Annotated in this window: 13 protein-coding genes; 1 reads left to right on the top strand and 12 read right to left on the bottom strand. The window is 51.0% G+C overall.

The features are described from left to right. From RW092_RS18095 to adhE, 10 genes are all read right to left on the bottom strand, one after another. Positions 1–679, bottom strand: a 679-nt coding sequence (locus RW092_RS18095; protein ID WP_316010877.1) for an IS91 family transposase, incomplete at its 3' end; no start/stop codon positions are given. Positions 680–912: 233 nt separating this feature from the next. Next, on the bottom strand, positions 913–2520 hold the full coding sequence (nagZ, locus tag RW092_RS18090; protein ID WP_316010876.1) for a beta-N-acetylhexosaminidase: 1608 nt from the start codon (positions 2518–2520) through the stop codon (positions 913–915). A gap of 34 nt (positions 2521–2554) precedes the next feature. Continuing rightward, complete coding sequence (locus RW092_RS18085) at positions 2555–4162, bottom strand: response regulator (protein WP_316010875.1); 1608 nt, start codon at positions 4160–4162, stop codon at positions 2555–2557. Continuing rightward, positions 4137–5987, bottom strand: coding sequence for a cache domain-containing sensor histidine kinase (locus RW092_RS18080; RefSeq protein WP_316010874.1), 1851 nt, complete (start codon positions 5985–5987; stop codon positions 4137–4139). The genes RW092_RS18085 and RW092_RS18080 overlap by 26 nt, the downstream gene beginning before the upstream one ends. Positions 5988–6038: 51 nt before the next feature. Further along, positions 6039–6866, bottom strand: a complete 828-nt coding sequence (locus tag RW092_RS18075) for a carbohydrate ABC transporter permease (RefSeq protein WP_316010873.1) — start codon at positions 6864–6866, stop codon at positions 6039–6041. Further along, complete coding sequence (locus RW092_RS18070; RefSeq protein WP_028538279.1) at positions 6866–7750, bottom strand: carbohydrate ABC transporter permease; 885 nt, start codon at positions 7748–7750, stop codon at positions 6866–6868. The genes RW092_RS18075 and RW092_RS18070 overlap by 1 nt, the downstream gene beginning before the upstream one ends. Before the next feature lie 92 nt (positions 7751–7842). Continuing rightward, positions 7843–9234, bottom strand: coding sequence for an ABC transporter substrate-binding protein (locus RW092_RS18065; RefSeq protein WP_316010872.1), 1392 nt, complete (start codon positions 9232–9234; stop codon positions 7843–7845). 209 nt (positions 9235–9443) lie between these two features. Continuing rightward, complete coding sequence (gene pflA / locus RW092_RS18060; protein WP_316010871.1) at positions 9444–10184, bottom strand: pyruvate formate-lyase-activating protein; 741 nt, start codon at positions 10182–10184, stop codon at positions 9444–9446. A gap of 115 nt (positions 10185–10299) precedes the next feature. After that, on the bottom strand, positions 10300–12567 hold the full coding sequence (gene pflB, locus RW092_RS18055) for a formate C-acetyltransferase (protein WP_316010870.1): 2268 nt from the start codon (positions 12565–12567) through the stop codon (positions 10300–10302). 244 nt (positions 12568–12811) lie between these two features. Beyond that, positions 12812–15427 carry a bifunctional acetaldehyde-CoA/alcohol dehydrogenase gene (gene adhE / locus RW092_RS18050; protein WP_016311666.1) on the bottom strand — a complete coding sequence of 872 codons (2616 nt, stop codon included), beginning with the start codon at positions 15425–15427 and terminating at the stop codon, positions 12812–12814. Between the two features lie 448 nt (positions 15428–15875). On the opposite strand from adhE, the gene RW092_RS18045 reads away from it, so the two are divergent. Further along, on the top strand, positions 15876–16592 hold the full coding sequence (locus RW092_RS18045; protein ID WP_028538282.1) for a Crp/Fnr family transcriptional regulator: 717 nt from the start codon (positions 15876–15878) through the stop codon (positions 16590–16592). A gap of 295 nt (positions 16593–16887) precedes the next feature. Here RW092_RS18045 and nirD read toward each other — a convergent pair whose 3' ends face one another. Both nirD and nirB read right to left on the bottom strand, forming a co-directional pair. Then, the gene (gene nirD, locus RW092_RS18040) at positions 16888–17235 is read right to left on the bottom strand and encodes a nitrite reductase small subunit NirD (RefSeq protein WP_016311664.1); all 348 of its coding nucleotides are present in this window, start codon (positions 17233–17235) and stop codon (positions 16888–16890) included. A 31-nt stretch (positions 17236–17266) separates the two neighbouring features. Next, positions 17267–19699, bottom strand: coding sequence for a nitrite reductase large subunit NirB (nirB, locus tag RW092_RS18035; RefSeq protein WP_316010869.1), 2433 nt, complete (start codon positions 19697–19699; stop codon positions 17267–17269). Between the last annotated feature and the right edge of the window lie 142 nt (positions 19700–19841).

The following is a 19841-nucleotide window of genomic DNA, read 5'->3' as shown; positions in this document are numbered from 1 at the left end:
AAAAGCCTTCTCCGTTCTCGCAGTAAGCTTTTTGCAAACGGGACTGCACTTGCTTTTTCTCTTGTTCACTTAACTTTCGACGAATCAGCTTCAAAACAACCGTCTGCCATTGCTTACGCAGCATCTCGAACGGAATAAAATCGTATGTTTTCCACTCCCCGGTCTTCTTCATTCCTCCCATCGTTACGAGCATATGTACATGAGGATTGAAGTTAAGCCGTGCCCCAAACGTATGCAACCCAGCTACGATTCCGGGAGTTACCTTATGTTTCTTCTCAAAATGTTCTTTGACTAAGCGTACCGCTTCATCCATAAATTCTTTGAGTAATTTTGCCCGATGGAGCAGAAAGATTTCCCGTAATCCTTCGTCGATCGTGAAGACGACATGGCGGTGGTTGACTTGGAATACATCTTGTTCCAGGAGACGTGCCCATTCCTCTGTTTCTCCGCATGAACAGGTCGTACAGAATCTTCCTTTACAACGATACGGAACGAGCCGTAGGTCGTGGCAGCCTTCGCACACCATTAGCTTAAAGCCATTCCTTGGATCTCCGCATTTCCGGAATTTCTCCACTTCCTTGATCACGTTGGATCGAAGCTTGTCCTTATGCTTCGCAACAAATCGCTCCCAGTGTCTATGCTCGTCAAAGAAGATTCGCTTCAAAATGTTCGTCTCCATACGTTTACCTTACCAAAAACAAAAACGAGGCGGAAGGCCTCTCCCACCCCGAAATTTTATAAATTCTATAATGTTAAGAAAAACGTCTGTCGACGTACATTCAAAGTAGACAGACCGCGTTTAGCGGAAGTTTTTCTTGCGATATCAGGATGCCAATGCCCCGAAGTTTATACTTTCTGATATCTTAAAAAACGCCCGGAAATCACTCCCGGACGTTTCTATGAGAAGATGGACTAATCCTGATTTAAGCTGACGGGCAATACTCCCTGCGGCTGCAGCTCACCGACCAGCACCTTGGCTGCGGCATCCAACGAAAACGGACGATTTTCATATAAGCAAAGATAGGTCTCAATCTCAGGAAAGGCGTTCAAGTCATAAGGATTTCGCGTAGATATGACGATCAGACGTTTGCCCGGGAGCTGCTGAAGGCGCTGGACGAGCTTCTGCTGGCCTTCAGGAATCTCTCCCACCGCTGTGTAGGTCGCCACAACGATTTGGTCGACCTCTTCACTTTGTTCCAGCACCGCGGCAATCTCTTCTTCGCTGGGCTGTGTGCCAATGACCGTCATGCTCACCTGAGCATGAAGCGGCCGCAGCGCGTCCGCCAGCGTATATTGATGCACCGCTGGCTCATCGACCTCGGTGCGGTGCCGCAGCTCCGGCCAGACGACCAGCACCGGCTGGTCGCTCTTGAGCGGCAAGCGGACCGCTCCCTTCACGAGCGTCACGCTGCGCTCAGCCGCTCGGCGCAGCAGCGCAGCGCTCTCCGCCTCCGGCGTCAGCGGCGCTGTCGTCGCGGTTGCAGCGGCTGCCGCCTGCGCCGCACTGCCGATCCGCTTCGCCTTGAGCGCCAAGATGCGCTCGAGCGAGCGGTCAAGGCGCGCCTCGCTGATCCGGCCGCTGCGCACCGCTTCGGCCACCCGCTCGATCGCCGCACGCTGTTCAGCCAGCGTATGGCTCACGAGCACGAGGTCCGCGCCGGCTTCAATCGCTTGCACCGCACCCTCGGCGATGCCATAATGTCCCGCGATAGCCTGCATCTCCAGGCAATCGGTGACGATCAGCCCGCCGTAGCCCAGCTCCTCTCGCAGCAAGCCGGTCAGCACCCGATGCGACAATGTGGCTGGCGTCCCTTCCGGCTCAAACGCCGGAAAGATCACATGCGCCGTCATGATCGCATCCACGCCCTCGGCAATCGCCTCCCGGAACGGGACCAGCTCAACCTGGTACAGCCGCTCCTTCCCGTGCGGGACGCTGGCTAAGCCGCGGTGGGAATCCACGGCTGTATCCCCGTGGCCGGGGAAGTGCTTCGCCGTCGCGATCACGCCTTCGGCTTGATAGCCGCGAACCGCCGCGGCGCCATGCACGGCCACCTGGTCCGGCCGCTCCCCAAACGAGCGGACGCCGATCACGGGATTGGCCGGATTGTTATTGACGTCGACGCACGGCGCAAAGTTGAAGTTGATGCCGAGCTGCAGCATCTCCTTGGCTGCAAGCCGCGCCACTTCCTCCGTGAGAGCAGGGTCATTCGCCGCCCCAAGCGCCATATTGCCGGGAATCCGGCTCATCCCTTCATGATCCAGCCGAGCGACCATCCCGCCTTCCTGATCGATCGAGATAAACAGCGGAAGCTCCGGTTTGCTGCGCGGCAAGCTTTGCAAGCTCCGCGACAGCTCAGCGAGCTGCTCCACTGAAGCAATGTTCCGGCGGAAATATACGACGCCGCCCACATGGTACTGCTGCACCAGCGTCCGAATCTGTTCGTCCGGCACCAAGCTATGGAATCCACAAATAAATAACTGCCCGACTTTCTCCTCTAACGTCCATGCGGTTAAGTCCACGAGCCGTCCTCCTTGTTGAATTCTCCATTTCGTTTTAAGATACGTTTGATTCCTTCTGTCGGTAATCCGACGGCGTCATGCCGGTGTACTTCTGAAAGACCTTTGTGAAATATCGCCGTTCCTGATAACCGATGGAGTTGCCGATTTGAGCGATCGAACGTTCACTGGTCCGCAACAGGCATTTCGCCATTTCCATTCGCTGTTTGGTCAAATACTCAACAAATGTTTCGCCAAAATGATTCTTAAAGAGCAAGCAAAAGTAACTGCTGCTAATGCCCAGATAGTCGGCAATGTCTTCAATTCCAAAGTCACGGCCGAGATGGTTCTGGATATAATTTTGTGCAGACATCATCAGCAGTTCCGAGGACTTCTTCGCGGACAGGGAGCTGCGCGCATGCTCGATGAGCGAAACGATTATGGACAGCAGCTCCTTCAAACTCATCGGCTCCCGCAGCCGCTTCCATAACCCTTCTTCCTGTTCCCCTGGGAGCATCTGCAGCTCGCGCATTTCACGCAGCAAATGGATTAGCAAATAGTGCATCAGCTTCTCCGCCGCACACGCCTGCCGTTCATCCAGACCTCCGATATACGATTTCAATTCCCCGGCAATGCGTTCCAAGACCTCGCCGCTCCCATTGCGCAATCCGGTTCCCAGCTGCTCGATCCAGCCCCATTGCACTTCCATCGCGTCCTGATCCGGAGCAAAATCGTCCGTTGGCAGCGCATCCGCCTTCACGAAACCTTCCTGCGCCGCTCCCAAAATCAACCGATGCTGCAAGCGATGGTACACCAGCGATATTTCCTGCAAACCATGAGGCCCTGCCGCCATGCACATCCGAACAGGAAGCTCCTCCTTGCTGCGAATGAGCTGTCGGATCCGCTCAAAGCCCGGCATCAACGCCTGCTCGTCAACGGTCCGATCCCCTGAAGGGGATGGAAACACAAGGCACCATTCTCCTTCCCGGATCTGCAGCACGGTTAAGCCGGGTAATACTTCGCCAAATACATCCTTCAACGCATGCTTGATGTGCAGATTCCACGCTTTTCGTTCATGGAGCGTCCAGGCAATCGATCGGTGTGAATAACCTTCCAAATCCAAGAGCATCATGGCGTAACGTCGTTGCTCTTTACTTCCATCCTCGTCATCCCACAACAGCCCTTCCGCATCCGTCTCTTGTCCGAGCAAGGAATGTAAGAGGAAGTTTTCATTGGCTAGATCAACCACCTGGTTCAGCCGCTGCTCCTTGTTCAGGTTTTTGCGCTTCTCGCGAATCTGCTTTGCAATCCCTCGAACCGTCTCCTCCAGCTCAAAATAGTTGATTGGTTTGCAAATGTAATCCTTCACGCCGTAACGTATTGCAGTTCGAGCATATTCAAATTCCTGATACCCGGTCAACAACAAAATTTCGCAAGGGATCTCCCGCTCCCGCAGCTCCTGCAGCAGTTGAATGCCATCCATCACTGGCATGCGGATATCGCTTAAGATCAAGTCGGGACGATGCTTTGAAGCGATCTCTAACGCTTCCTTGCCGTTCTTGGCCAACAAAACAACTTCAAACCCCATTTCCTCCCAAGGCAAAACCTTCGACAAGTTCGTGAGTATATGAATTTCGTCGTCAACCAGCAACGCTTTTAACTTCATCGTGAACACCCGCCTCATATCTTGGTATCACACACTGAATCGTCGTCCCGTACCCGGGCTGCGAGCAAATAAATAATCCGTACCTGCTGCCATACTGAAATCTCAGCCGATCCGACACGCTGCGAAGTCCCAAGCCCCGACGTTCATGGTTCGGGTAGGGTGTCAAGGACCGATATGCCGGATCGTCTAAATCCGCATATTGAATCTTCGCCAACTGCTCATTGGTCATCCCAATTCCGTTATCTTCAACCCGCAGCAGAATGCGATCTTCCTCCATTTTCCCCGTGACCGCGATCCTGCCTTTATAATCGATGCCCTCAAACCCGTGCTGAATACTGTTCTCCACAAGCGGCTGCAGCGTAAGCTTCAACAGCAGGCAGTTCATCATTTCGTCCGGAATATCGATCGAATATTCGAACAACTCCTCGAATCGGAACTTCTGAATTTCCAAATAGCTGCGCAAATGCTCGATTTCAAGGCTGAGCTTGATCTCTTCTTTGTCTTGAATGCTAATCCGTAAAATATTCGCCAGCCGTAGCACCATTTCGCTGACCTTGCGCCCTTCGTTTTGGACGGCAAGCACGTTAATCGATTCCAACGTATTAAATAAGAAATGCGGCTTAATCTGAGCCTGCAACACGCGCAGCTCGGCATTGGCCTTCAGCCGTTGCTCCCGTTTCACTTGCTCAAACAGCTCATTGATTTTATCCATCTGGTTGTTGAAGCCCTTCTGCAGCAGAAGCAGCTCATCGTCGCCCTTCTCGTCTACCCGAGCTTTCAGGTCGCCGCTCTCCACCTTGCGCATGAATCGGACAATCACACCGATGGTCCCCGTGATCCGATTCATAAAGATCAAATTAAATAACATCGCCGTCAGCAAGCACACACAAATAATGGCAACAAACCATTTGGCAAAGGTCGTAACCTCCTGCGACAAATAACTCCAGGATGTAACCGAAACGAGGCTCCACGGATAATCCTGTAATTTATAAATGGAGATGACGCTCTCTTGGTTGTTAAATTTCCCTTTAAAACTCCGATACCTCTCGTCGCTTTCCCATTTCAATTTCTTTGGCAGATAGGCCTTGATTTGCTGGCCATCCAACTCCAAATGATAATCGTACAGAATCAGTCCTTTGTCATTCACCAGCATAAACCGGGTATCGCGCATCTGACTGCCCAGCTTCAGGTTCTGAAAAATCTTCTCAAACTCCCAATTCTTGATCTGCACCACCAGCACGCCAACCCGCTCCAGGTTGCTAAGCTCTTTGATTAGGCGGATTTGCGTAAACACGTTGTCCGATCCGGTTAATTCCGGATATTCGTGGGGAGCGATCCATTTCGGCTGGCCGTTCAGGGCCATCACTTCGTTATATAAAGGATGCTCCTTGAATTTTTCATAGGGCAGCGTCTCGAAATTTTCCTTATTAAAGATCGCGATGACATTGGATTTCCGGCCTCCATGGATGTTGTACAAAAACGCGTAGTCAATGGCCGGATGGCTGTACAGCAGAGAACGGAAATTTCGCTGATTGGCGTTCAGCTCCAGCTGGGTCGTGGCCGTCAAATCCTGGGAATCCGGATCCTTGGCGGATAAAGCAGCTTGAAAAACCCCTTTGGCAATCCCGTTATCCGTGACGTTATCCATCTCCTGAAAGACGTTCTTAATGCTGTAGCCGATGGCCTTCAGCGAATATTCCGCCTGCTGGCTGTATTTCTTCTCAATCGAATTAAACGTAATCCAAAACGTGATAATGCCTAATATAAACAATGGAATGATGACTAACCCCAAAAAGGCGGTAAACAGCTTAATGCGCAAATTCATCGGCGGCAGCTCCCAATTGGTAAGACTAACCCTATTCTACCACGCCGCGATCTAACCTTTAACGCTGCCAGCCGTAACGCCTTCAATTATTTTTTCTTGAAGCACTGCATAGATGATCATGACCGGCAGTACGCTGAACACGATGCCAGCTGACATCTGCGCGTAGTTGGTGTTGTACGCATCACGGAATCCGACCATCCCAACCGGGAGCGTGCGAAGTTCATCCTTGGACAGGAAATAGTTTGCCAGCAAAAACTCGTTCCAGTTGCCGAGGAAGTTAATGATAAACACGGTCACGATTGCCGGCACCGTTAGCGGCAGCATCACGCGAAAGAACACCCCCGCAGAGCCTAATCCGTCCATAACGGCAGCTTCTTCAATTTCACCCGGGATCGAGCGCATAAACGCCGCTAGAATAATGACCGAAAACGGAATCGCGTTCGCCACATAAGGCAAAATCAAGGCTATGTGCGTGTCGAGAACGTTCAGGTTCCGCATCATGCTGTAGATCGGCAGCAGCAGCGAGTTGTTGGGGATCAGCATCCCCAGCAGGATGAGCTGGAATACGACCGCACTGAGCCGGTTGAACCGCATGCGGGTCACGGCAAAGGCCAGCATCGCCGCAAACAGAATCGACAAGCACGCCGATAATACACCGATATATAAGCTATTGAAAAAATACGTGCTGATCTTGGCGTTCACCCAAGCATTAATGTAATTGTCAAAAATAATCGACGACGGTAACCCAAACGGATTGGAAGCGATCGCTTGGTTATCGGTTTTGACCGAAGAGAACAACACGAACAGAAACGGATACAAAATGATGAGCAGATACGCCATCAGGAACAGATGCGGGATCGACTTTTTCAGCACTCTCATCAGTATTCAATCCTTTCTGTGCGTCGAACGACCAGGATTTGGTACAAGGCGGTAATAATGATCGTAAAGGCAAAGATCAGCACGGCGATGGCGTTGCCAAATCCGTGACGGAAGCTGGTGATCGCGTAGCGGATCATGTACGTTGCCATGACGTCCGTTGAGCCGGCCGGCCCGCCTTTGGTCATAACTAGTACGATATCGGCCGCTTTCATGGCGCCGGCCACCGACAGCATCACGACGACACTAATGATCGGCATGATCAGCGGAAGGGTAATTCGGATCGCCCGTTGGATGCCGCTCGCTCCATCAATCGCCGCGGCTTCGTCCAGTTCACGCGGGATTGCCAGAATCGCCGCCAGCACCATTACGATATAGAATCCGGTCCACTGCCAAGCATTCGTAATCAGGATGGAGAGCATGGCCCAATTTTTGTCCGACAGCCAGTACACCGGAGGAATGCCAAAGATCCCAAGCACTTGGTTCATCAGCCCGAAATCAGGATTATAAATGAACCCCCACAAGATCCCGATGACGGCGGTGGACATGATCGACGGCATAAAGACCGCTGTCTTATACAGTCCCTTCAGCTTCTTCACATTTGCGATTAAGAGGGAGAAGAACACGATCAGCGGAACCTGAATCAGACAGGAGAACAGAATGAAGTACACATTGTTGCGCACCGATTTCCAGAATGCTTGATCCTTGAAGGCCATCTCATAATTGTCCAAACCAATATAGGTCATATGCTTAGAAATGCCGTTCCAGCTGGTAAAGCTGTTGTTGATGGCGTTAAAGATCGGATAGATGAAAAAGGCAACAAACAAGATCAATGCCGGGAGAACAAATAAGCTGTAAATCAGAGGACTTCTGAGCGCTTTATTCATGCCTATACCTCCGTAGTTGGAAGCAAGGGCGTCCCCAGAACCGCTGCCGGCGGGTGACGCCCTTGTTCATGATCAAACTTGAGATTTCACAATTATTCCGCCGCAGCATTGGCTGCATCTTGCGCGGCCTGCACATTCTCCAGCATCTTCGCCGGGTCGATTTCGCCGCCGATGATTTGCTGAATGCCCATGCTCAGCGCCGTATTCACTTCCGCTTGCACGAGCGCGTCAAACGCCGGGAAGGAAGTGCCGATTTCACTTACCGCTCTAAAAATATCCTGCATCAGCGGGTCGTCGGACGCCGTCTTCATTTGCTCCAAATCCATCTTCATGGCCGGAAGTACGCCGTCTTCTTTCAAGCCGCGCAGCTGCATTTCTTCCGTCCACATGTTCTTGATGAATTCCTTAACGGCTGCCAGCTTGCGTGGATCCTCCGCAACGGCACTGGAGAAGCCATAACCGTTATTGGCATCCTGCATGACAACAACTGGATCCCCTTCATTTAATGGCGGCATGTTGAAGAAGCCGATTTTGCCAACCATGTCGCCAGCTTGAGCCGGATCACGGAATACGGAGTTCGCCCAGGAGCCGTCCATCATCATGATGGCCTCGCCTGTAATGACTTGGTTTCTCATATCCGCGTATTCAAAGCCGAGCTCGCCTTTCTTAAAGTAACCTTTTTCAACCCATTCCTGATGTTTGGCAATCGCCTTGACCATATTCTCGTCTGTCCATTTCGTTGCGCCTGTCTTGAAGCCATAAGTGATCTCCGGACCGGCATAATAGGACCACAGGTTATTGGTCGTCATCAGCGGAATCCAAGCATCCTTCGAGGATTGTGCAAACGGAATTTTGCCGTCCGCCTTAATTTTCTCGGCGATTTGCTCCAGTTCCCCAAGCGTCTTCGGTACCGTCAGCCCTTTGGATTCAAAATACTCTTTATTGTAGAAATACCCTTCGATAGAACCCCCGATTGGCAAGCCGTATACTTTGCCGTCAAGGGTAAACGGATCTAGTGTCGTAAATTTATCTTTGATCCCCAATTCTTCGATGATTGGCGTCAAATCCAGCATCAAGCCTTCCTTGGCATACAGTTGGGCATCCGGACTGCCAAAGACGTCGAAGATTTCCGGCGGTTTGCCAGCAGCCATTTCACCCCGCAGCTTCTCTTTGCGGTTCACTTCGGAGTCTACCGCATCCAGCTTGATCGTTAAGCCCGGTACAGCAGCTTCCGTCTTCTTAACGACGTCCTCCAGCATCGCCAGGCGGAACTTCTTGGATTCCCCAACCTGGGTGTGGCGGATCGTGATTTCAAACGGATCGTTGTTCGTTTCCGTTTCGGTCCCCGCATTTGACGTGCCCTGGCTTTCATTCGACGGGGCAGGGGCAGCATTGTTTCCGTTGTTGCCGGATTTGCCGCAGCCGGCGAGCAGCGCGGATGCAACAAACACAAGAGACAGCAGCAGCACCAAACTCTTCCTCATGTTAGATAGACCCTCCTCAAACTCGTTTATGTGATACACCCTCATTATAGAAAGCGTCACCACCTTTGATAAGGAGGACATTTTTCTATTCAGGGGATAATATCCTCTAAAAACCAAAATGAAAACGGTTAAACCTAACGTATATTGAGAGGTTTAACCGTTTGGAATTGAGATATTGGATTTTAGTGTAAGAGTATATGACATATATTTCACAAGTTGGCTGCTACTTGCTGCTCGCCTTCGCGAATCAACCGATAAGCTCGTTCGATCTCTTCATCCGTGGGCGAAGGTACACCTTCCAGCGGGTAAGCCCAACCGAGCTCCTGCCATTTGTATACGCCCATTTGGTGGTAAGGGAGAATTTCGAACTTCTCTACCCCCTTCAGGCTGCCGATAAACCGCCCGAGCTCCAGCAAATCTTGTTCATCGTTGTGGATGCCGGGCACATATACGTGACGAATCCACATTTTCCGATCATGATCCGACAGCCAGCGAGCCATCTTCAACATTCGATCGTTAGGTTTGCCCGTCAGCTTGATGTGCTTCTCGTTGTCGATATGTTTTAAATCCAACAGGACCAAATCGGTGACATCCAGCAAATCTTTGATCTTGTCGCCCTCGTTATAGCCGTTCGTATCCAGCGTCGTATGAAGGTTCCAGCGCCGCTTCACTTCCCGGAACAATTCCGTAACAAACGGCGCCTGCAGCGTCGCTTCGCCGCCCGAAACCGTCAGCCCGCCGCCCGATGTACGATAGTAGTTCAAGTATGGCTCGATTTCAGCCAAAACTTCTTCAACCGTCATCTCCTTGCCTTCCGTCAAACTCCAGGTGTCCGGGTTATGGCAATATTGGCACTGCAACAAGCAGCCTTGCATAAAGAGGACGAAACGAATCCCCGGTCCATCTACGGTTCCGAACGTTTCTAATGAATGTATGCGACCTTTAAGCATCTTCGTCACCCTTTCCCTAAATCGCTCCCGATAATGGAATGGGGAGAAAGGCGATCCAAGCCCAACTCCCCATTTTATCGTTCAGCTTCAATTGTTGCTGCTAGTCAGCAGGTTATTACATTTTGCCGTGGAAGGTCCGGTTGATGACATCCAATTGTTGTTCACGAGTCAACTTGATGAAGTTCACCGCATACCCCGATACACGGATCGTTAATTGCGGATAGTTCTCCGGATGTTCCATAGCGTCAAGCAGTTGTTCACGGTCAAAGACGTTGACGTTCAAGTGATGCGCGTTGCTGCCGAAGTATCCGTCCATCATCGATACAAGGTTCGATTGGCGAGTTTCGATTTCTTTACCCAATGCCTTCGGCACGATCGAGAACGTATTCGAGATGCCGTCCAAGCTGTGCTCATATGGCAGTTTCGCTACCGAGCTCAGGGAAGCTAACGCCCCTTTCTTGTCGCGGCCGTGCATCGGGTTCGCCCCTGGTGCGAACGGTTCGCCAGCTTTACGTCCGTCCGGCGTGCTGCCTGTTTTCTTACCATATACAACGTTCGACGTAATTGTCAACACCGATTGAGTTGGCAGCGAGTTACGATACGTTTTATGCTTGCGGATCATGCTCATGAACGTTTCAACCAGCTCTACCGCAATTTGGTCAACGCGGTCGTCGTTGTTGCCGTAGCAAGGGAAGTCGCCTTCGATTTCGAAGTCTACTGCAATGCCGTTTTCGTTGCGGATCGGTTTCACTTTCGCATATTTGATCGCGCTGAGCGAATCGGTTGCCACGGACAAGCCGGCGATACCACAAGCCATCGTACGAAGAATGTCACGGTCGTGCAGCGCCATCTCGATCCGTTCGTAGCAGTATTTATCATGCATGTAGTGGATCACGTTCAGGGTGTTGACATACAGCTTAGCCAACCATTCCATCATTGGGATGAAGCGTTTCATTACTTCGTTATAGTCGAGATATTCCGAAGTGATCGCTGGATATTCCGGACCCACTTGGACGCCGGATTTTTCATCCTTACCACCGTTGATCGCGTACAACAGAGCTTTCGCCAAGTTCGCACGAGCGCCGAAGAATTGCATTTGTTTCCCGATTCTCATCGCGGAGACGCAGCAGGCGATCCCGTAATCGTCACCGTAAATCGGACGCATCAGATCGTCGTTTTCGTATTGAATCGAGCTCGTTTCAATCGATACCTTCGCACAGTATTTCTTGAAGGCATCAGGCAGTTGCTCCGACCAGAGCACAGTCAGGTTTGGTTCTGGAGCCGGTCCCAGGTTGTACAGCGTATGCAGGAAGCGGAAGCTGTTCTTCGTTACAAGCGTCTGACCGTTTACGGACATCCCGCCGATCGATTCCGTTACCCAAGTTGGGTCACCGCTGAACAGTTCGTTGTACTCTGGCGTTCTCAAGAATTTCACGATGCGCAGCTTCATAACGAAATGGTCAACCAATTCTTGGGCTGCTTCTTCAGTCAGCGTTCCTTCAGCCAGGTCGCGTTCAATGTAAATATCGAGGAACGAAGATACACGTCCGAGGGACATCGCGGCACCGTCTTGTTCTTTGACCGCTGCCAGATAACCGAAGTACAGCCATTGGAAAGCTTCCTTCGCATTGTTCGCCGGTCTGGAAATGTCGAATCCGTACATTTCGCCAAGCTGTTTCAATTCACCCAAAGCGCGAATTTGTTCAGAAATTTCTTCCCGCAAGCGAATCACATCTTCATCGATGACATCCACTTCAAGGGATTTCAGTTCTTGTTGTTTTTGCTTGATCAAGAAGTCTACGCCATACAGAGCAACGCGGCGATAGTCCCCGATGATCCGACCGCGGCCGTATGCGTCAGGAAGGCCAGTGATAATCCCGGCTTTACGGGCGGCTCTCATTTCCGGTGTATAAGCATCAAATACCCCTTGGTTATGGGTTTTACGAATCGTTGTAAACAGGTTGACGATCTCAGCTGGCAGATCGAAGCCATAAGCTTTGCATGCATTGATAACCATGTTGATCCCGCCGAATGGATGGATCGTGCGTTGGAACGGGGCCGAACCCTGAACGCCAACGATTTGTTCCTTCTCTTTATCCAAATATCCAGGAGCATGGGAAGTAATCGTCGACGGCGTATTCACGTCTACATCCAGGACCCCTCCAGCTTCCCGTTCTTTCACGGACAGCTGCGATACGATATCCCACAACGCTTTCGTGTTCGCCGTAGCGCCTTTCAAGAAGGATTCATTTCCTTCATAAGGATTCACGTTGGATTGGATGAAATCGCGCGTATCCACTTCCTTCATCCATTTCCCAGCTTTGAAGCCTCTCCATGCGTTTTGTGCCTTCGTTTCTGTTACTTCTCTTTCGATCACCGACATCTTGATTCCCTCCATTTATATATGTGGTCGCGGTTGAAGGTCTATCCCGCGCCTCATGATCCCTAAAATTTGTGATACTTTTCACAACTTAGACAATTATGGTACCCGGCCCCGAAAGACCGGGTTCCACTCACTTATTTCTGAGGGATCATTTATACTGTAATCATAGCTCTTCCTATCCAAAAAGATTGTGACAAATATCACATTGAGTGATATTTGTCACCTTTTTTACCCGCCTGTTCACTTATTCTTCAAATCTACCATAGAAGGCATCGCGATAAATCTCAGCCAGCTCGCTGACCAGCGGCAGCTTCGGATTCGCCGTCGTACATTGGTCTTCGAAGGCACGGTCCGCCAGGTAATCGACGCGCGATTCGAAATCCTTCGCATCGAAACCAAGCGCTTGGAACGATTCCGGAATGCCCAGCTTCTTGTTCAGATCGCGCACCGCTTTGATCAAGCTCTTCACGCCTTCTTCCGTCGTGCGAGCCGGCAGACCCAGAATGCGGGCAATTTCTGCATAACGTTCATCGGCAACGAAATTTCTGTATTTCGGCCATGCCGCAAATTTCGTTGGTTTCTTCGCGTTGTAGCGGATGACGTGCGGCATCAGAATCGCATTGGTACGTCCATGAGCCGTACCGTATTGACCGCCCCATTTGTGCGCCAAGCTGTGGTTGATGCCAAGGAATGCGTTGGCGAACGCCATCCCTGCGAGCGTCGAAGCGTTGTGCATTTTCTCACGGGCCAGCTTGTCACCGGTCAGTGCCGATTTCTCCAGGTATTGGAACACCAGTTGGATCGCTTTAATCGCCAGACCGTCTGTGTAGTCGTTCGCCATAACCGAGACATAAGCTTCGATCGCATGCGTCAGTACGTCCATTCCGGTATCTGCGACTGCAACTTTTGGCAAGCTGTATACGAATTCAGGGTCGATAATCGCGACGTCCGGCGTCAGCTCGTAATCCGCCAACGGGTATTTCGTATTGCCGTTGATTTTATCCGTGATTACCGAGAACGAGGTCACTTCGGAACCGGTACCCGACGTTGTTGGAATCGCCACGAACTTCGCTTTTTGGCCGAGACGCGGATATTTGTAGATCCGTTTGCGAATATCCATAAATTTTTGCTTCAGATTGTGGAAGTCGGTATCCGGATATTCATAGAACAGCCACATGCCTTTGGCTGCGTCCATCGGCGAACCGCCGCCCAGCGCGATAATGCAGTCCGGCTGGAATTTCGCCATCAGCTCTGTACCGCGTTGTACAGTCGTGGTCGATGGATCGGGTTCAACGTCCGAGAACACTTCGATGGCGACTGGCGTTTGGCGTTGACGCAAGAAATGTTCGACTCTTTCCACATAGCCAAGCTTCACCATCATCGGGTCAGTCACGATCATGACGCGGGAGATGTCCGGCATCTTCGCCAAGTATTGCGTCGAGTTTTTCTCGAAGTAAATTTTGCTAGGCACTTTAAACCATTGCATGTTCACGGTACGATGATTCACCCTTTTCACGTTGATCAGATTCACGGCCGTTACGTTCGACGAAGTCGAGTTGCGTCCATACGATCCGCAGCCCAGTGTCAGCGACGGCAGGTTCGTGTTGTAGATGTCGCCGATACCGCCTTGCGAAGAAGGTTGGTTCACCAGGATCCGGCAGGTTGGCATCCGTTCGGAGAATTGTTGAATCACTTCATCATTATTCGAGTGGATGACCGAGGAATGACCCATACCGCCGAATTGCACCACTTCCAGCGCACGCTTAATGCCTTCCTCTGCATTTTTCACTTTGTAGCAAGCGAGTACAGGACTCAACTTTTCTGCAGACAATGGGAATTTCGGGCCAACGCCTTCGATCTCGGCAACGAGAATTTTCGTTCCGGCCGGGACGTCGATGCCGCACATTTCCGCGATTTTTACGGCCGATTGACCAACGATCGCAGGGTTCACCGCACATTTTTCAGCGTTGATCGCGCCTGCGGTCAGCTTCGCAGCTTCTTCTTTATTTACAAAATAGCAGCCGTTGGCGATCATTTTCTTCTTCACTTGGTCAAAGATCGGTTCTTCGATAATTACCGCCTGTTCGGATGCGCAAATCATGCCGTTGTCGAACGTTTTGGACAAGATCAGGTCGTTAACCGCTTGATCCAGGTCGGCGCTCTTCTCAATGAAGCAAGGAACGTTACCAGGGCCTACGCCGAGGGCCGGTTTACCGCAGCTATAAGCCGCTTTAACCATCGCGGAACCGCCGGTAGCCAGAATGCAAGCTACGTCCGGGTGATTCATCAGCGCGTTCGTGCGATCCATGGAAGGATCTTCGATCCATTGGATGCAGTCCGCAGGTGCGCCGTGTTTAACGGCCGCTTCAAGCAATATTTTAGCGGCTTCTGCACTACATTTTTGCGCGGATGGATGGAAGCCGAAGATGATCGGATTGCGTGTCTTCACGGCGATCAGCGCTTTGTAAATCGTAGTCGATGTCGGGTTCGTAACTGGAGTAATCCCCATAATGATCCCGAGCGGCTCGGCGATTTTTTGGAAGCTTTCGTAAGGATTGTCTTCGATGACGCCAACTGTTTTTTGGTACTTAATGCTGTTCCAAATATACTCCGTTGCAAACATGTTCTTGATGATTTTATCTTCGTAAACGCCGCGTCCCGTTTCCTCGATCGCCATTTTCGCCAGATACATATGCTTGTCGAGTCCAGCCAAAGCCATCGCTTGCACAATCTTGTCGATCTGCTCCTGATCCATGCTCATGAAAGCTTCGGAAGCTTTCTTCGCTTTGTCGATCAACGTTTGAATATACTCTTGTGCGGTTGGCTGAGCTTTCACAGCCACTTCGTTTTTAACAGCCATCTCTCTCACCCTCCTAAATTTTTGGATTAGGGATTTGCTTGCACATGGTGGACTAAAATTTAATTTGTGAAAAAATTCACTTATGAGCGAATCCCTATGAAGCTTGTGTGCTTCTCTTTATGTCTTGATCATAGCACAGGCTTTTTGTTTTGTATAGTGAATTTTTTCACATACTTTAAAAAAGTTGAAAGTTTTTCGCTTGCCACGATAAATTTTTCATATATACTTTACATTGTGTACATAGTGTCTCTTTGAAATACTTATCGAATGCTGCGAGCGCCAGTTTATTAATTTGCACCGTTTTTAGCGTGAATATCCGATTCGACATAGTGAAATTTCTCACAATGTTCACTTTTTCGGGCTTTATAGCCCCCAAAAATTAAAAAAAACCAGTTATAATTAATTTAAAATTTTCAGAAAAATTTGGAGCACAAAGGGGAAATCGATGATGAGTGAAATTGTGAATGCCACCCTGCCCCGCGGCAATACGAGCTGTTTTTCAGAGCAAAACTTCAATCGCCTTCTCGTTACGATGAAAGACAAATCTTATCCCGAGGGGACACATTTGTTCTGGGAAGGAGACTATTCCGATAAACTGTTCTACATCAAGCGCGGCCGCGTGAAGTTGACGAAATCGACAGATGAGGGCAAAGAGTTGATCCTCTACATGTATGGTGTCGGCGATATGGTTGGGCAAGCCGATCCGTTCTTCAGCTCGAAGCATAGTTTTACCGCCGAAGTTATCGAAGACTGTGAAATCGGTATTATTGAGCAGAAGGACCTGGAAATCATGATTTGCCAGCATTGCGATTTCGCCATCGATTTCATGAAATGGATGGGCATCCATCACCGTTTGACGCAAACCAAATTCCGCGATTTGATGATGTACGGCAAACCGGGCGCTTTGTGCTCGACCTTGATTCGCTTGAGCAATACGTACGGTGAACCGCACGGAGATGCAATTCTGATCAATAAGAAGATCACCCATACTGACTTGTCCAACATGATCGGGGCAACGCGCGAAAGTGTCAACCGGATGCTAAGCGACCTGCGCAAAAAAGAAGCGCTGGACTATGAGAACGGGATGATCGTAATCAAAGACCTGGTCATGCTGCAAGATATTTGCCACTGCGAGCTGTGCCCGAACGAAATCTGCCGTATTTAACCGCCTAGTACTCGCCCTATATACGGCGTTAGTTCCGGTGTATTGAACCGTCCCATGATTGGAGGGCGGTTTTTTTACTTTCCTCCCATCGCGCAAAAAAATCCCCCAATCCTCTTCGCTACCCAATGAGGTTGGGGGATACTTGTGTGGTTATGCGCCCTATGCTTTCTTGCGCACGGTCGAAATGAACCAATATGCCATGCCGACGAATACCGCACCGCCCCCAAATCAAACTTGCCTCATGCTTCAAAAATAGCGCGGCGACCTTCCGATCACCGCGCTGTCAATAGCCGCACTACGCTTGCTGCAAAGCAGCAGCGGCAATGTAGACCTGTTCGTCCTCCACCTTGACCGGGAACATCGTGACCTGCCCGGTATCCGGTGCTTGAACGAGCCCGGTGGTCAGGTCGATTTTCCAATCATACAACGGATCATACAGATAATGACCCGATACGATCCCCTCGGCCAGCGGTCCGCCCTTTGGATGCGGATTTTGGTTCAGCGCCGCAAAAATCCGGCCATCCGATGTTCGGAACACGGCAATTTGCAGGCCGGCCACTTCCACGACACGCCCGATTTGCGGCAGAAAATCCTCCAAGGCACCAACAGGATAAAACGTTTCGCCCTTACTCTCCATACTCATGCACCATGACCCCTTTCTCCAGGACGCTGTATTACAGCTGGCTGCTCACTTCTAACGAGTGATACAATTTGCCAAGCTGTTCGTTGTCGTTCAGCACTTTTTTCCATGGATCGGATACTTGCTTCAAAGCAAATTCAATCCGTTCCATCAGCGCTTTGCGGTTCTTCACATCGTCAACGATAACCGAGCGGATATGTTCAAGGCCCATCCGTTCCACCCATTCCGACGTTCTCTCCAGGTAGTTGCCGGTTTCACGGTAGTACTGCATCAGCGCGCCGCACACTTCAATCAATTCTTCATCGGTTTTCACCTTGCACAGCGAGTCCGCCAAGCGCGGCTTGATCCCGCCGTTACCGCCAATGAAGACCTCCCAACCGCCGTCATTGCCAACGATCCCGATATCTTTGGTGCACGACTCGGCGCAGTTACGCGGGCAGCCGTTAACCGCCATCTTAAATTTCGCCGGGAAGTCCAGCCGCTCGAATTTGCGCTCCAGCAGCGCGCCCATACCCATTGAATCCTGGGTGCCAAAACGGCAGAACTGCGAACCAACGCAGGTCTTTACTGTGCGCAACGATTTGGCATAAGCATAACCTGACGGCATATCCAGCTCCGCCCACACCTTCGGCAGGTCCTCTTTCTTCACGCCGATCAAATCCAGCCGTTGTCCGCCCGTGACCTTGACCACCTTGACATTGTATTTCAACGAAACATCGGCGATTTTCTTCAGATCTTCCGGCGTCGTGACGCCGCCGTACATCCGCGGCACCACGGTATACGTGCCGTCCTTCTGGATGTTGGCATTCATCCGTTCGTTGACGAAACGCGAAGCTTTTTCATCTTCATGGGTATCCGGGTAGATCATGCCCAGATAGTAGTTAATCGCCGGCCGACACTTCGAGCAGCCTTCCGGCTGCGTCCATCCGAGCACATTCATCACTTCTTTGGTTGTCTGCAGCCCTTTCGCTTTAATCTCGGCAACGATCTCGTCCCGGCTAAGCGTAGTGCAGCTGCAAATCCCCTGTTTCGCCGATTGGGTAAAGCCATCACCAAGCACATATTGCAGGATCTGCTCGACGACCGGTTTACAGCCGCCGCAAGATCGAGTCGCTCCGGTGCTCGCTTTAATCTCGTCGACCGTCGTCATCCCTTGATTTACGATGCAGTCTACGATCGTGCCTTTCGTCACCCCGTTACAGCCGCAGACGATTTCCTCATCGCTCATCGTTTCGACCGATGCCTTCTTCTTGGTGCCGCCGCAGCAACCCCCGCCCATCAGCGATTCGTACAACTCATCGGTCATCTCCGCGCCTTGCTTAATCAGCTTCTGCAGCTCAGCCGAATCTGTGATATCCCCGAACAGCACTGCCCCAACCAGCTTGCCGTCCTTCAGCAAAATTTTCTGATAGGTGCGTTTCCACTCGTCCTTGCTGACGATCACCGTATGCTCCGGTCCATCGATAAATTCACCGGTGGAGAATACATCCACGCCGGAAATTTTGAGCTTGGTCGATACGACCGAACCCTCATAAGGCGCGGTATCCACGCCGCTGATATGCTTCGCCAACACCATCCCCTGCTCGAACAAAGGCGCAACCAGACCGTAACAAACCCCGCGGTGCTCCGTACATTCCCCCACTGAATACACGCCTTCAAGCGAGGTTTGCAGATAGTCGTTCACGACGATCCCACGGTTCACTTCGATGCCGCTGGCTTTAGCAACCGCAACATTAGGTCGGATCCCCACAGCCATAACAACGAATTCTGCCTCCAGCTCCGTCCCGTCGGCAAAGCGCAGGCCGCGAACCCGATGGTCGCCAAACAGCTCCGTCGTTTGTGCGCCCATCTTAAATTTGATCCCTTGCCGCTCCAACTCTGCTTTCAACATGCTCGCTGCCTGATGGTCTAACTGGCGTTCCATCAGATCTTCCATCAAATGCACAACCGTCACGTCCATCCCCAGTTGCACAAGACCTTTGGCCGCTTCCAATCCCAACAGTCCACCGCCAATGACGGCCGCCTTCTTGTAGGTCTTCGCCGCCTCCAACATTTGCTTGCAGTCCGCGATGTCACGGAAGCCAACGACCCCTTCCTTATCGCTGCCTGGAATCGGCAAGATCAGCGAATTGGAGCCCGTTGCGATCAGCACTTTATCGTACGGGACGCGCACCCCATTTTCGGCGACGACCTCTTTGGCTTCGGCATCAATCCGCTCCACTGCAGTTCCGAGATGCAGGGTGATCCCGTTCTCTTTGTACCAGTTCAAATCGTTCAGCACGATATCGTCCAGCGTTTTGCTGCCTTCCAGCACATATGACAGCATAATCCGATTGTAGTTCGGATGCGGCTCGCTTCCGAATACCGTAATGTCAAATTTCGTAGTCAACTTCAGGATTTGCTCTACCGTGCTGATTCCGGCCATTCCGTTACCGATAACAACTAGTTTCTCTCGTTCCATTCCCATATCTTTAAAATGCCTCCTCCAATAAACACCTGGTCTCATGCGACTTGGCGATAGTTAAAATTTGAAGTTATCCCATGCTCCCAGTATACTTTTCAAATAAGGAGGACTTTGTGATTCCGTTCACATTAATTGTGAAAATTTT

This window comes from Paenibacillus sp. 3LSP (assembly GCF_032465655.1).
GTDB classification, from domain to species: Bacteria; Bacillota; Bacilli; order Paenibacillales; family Paenibacillaceae; genus Fontibacillus; species Fontibacillus barengoltzii.
The sequence above is the reverse complement of the archived record's forward strand: the minus strand, read 5'-3'. Positions and strand labels throughout refer to the sequence as shown.

Bases quoted from the DNA above. Each gene is read 5' to 3' on its own strand.
- adhE (WP_016311666.1), bottom strand. From the start codon at position 15,427: ATGGCTGTTAAAAACGAAGTGGCTGTGAAAGCTCAGCCAACCGCACAA.
- RW092_RS18065 (WP_316010872.1), bottom strand. From the start codon at position 9,234: ATGAGGAAGAGTTTGGTGCTGCTGCTGTCTCTTGTGTTTGTTGCATCC.
- RW092_RS18070 (WP_028538279.1), bottom strand. From the start codon at position 7,750: ATGAATAAAGCGCTCAGAAGTCCTCTGATTTACAGCTTATTTGTTCTC.
- RW092_RS18075 (WP_316010873.1), bottom strand. From the start codon at position 6,866: ATGAGAGTGCTGAAAAAGTCGATCCCGCATCTGTTCCTGATGGCGTAT.
- nirB (WP_316010869.1), bottom strand. From the start codon at position 19,699: ATGGGAATGGAACGAGAGAAACTAGTTGTTATCGGTAACGGAATGGCC.
- RW092_RS18080 (WP_316010874.1), bottom strand. From the start codon at position 5,987: ATGAATTTGCGCATTAAGCTGTTTACCGCCTTTTTGGGGTTAGTCATC.
- pflA (WP_316010871.1), bottom strand. From the start codon at position 10,184: ATGCTTAAAGGTCGCATACATTCATTAGAAACGTTCGGAACCGTAGAT.
- nirD (WP_016311664.1), bottom strand. From the start codon at position 17,235: ATGAGTATGGAGAGTAAGGGCGAAACGTTTTATCCTGTTGGTGCCTTG.
- RW092_RS18045 (WP_028538282.1), top strand. From the start codon at position 15,876: ATGAGTGAAATTGTGAATGCCACCCTGCCCCGCGGCAATACGAGCTGT.
- pflB (WP_316010870.1), bottom strand. From the start codon at position 12,567: ATGTCGGTGATCGAAAGAGAAGTAACAGAAACGAAGGCACAAAACGCA.
- RW092_RS18085 (WP_316010875.1), bottom strand. From the start codon at position 4,162: ATGAAGTTAAAAGCGTTGCTGGTTGACGACGAAATTCATATACTCACG.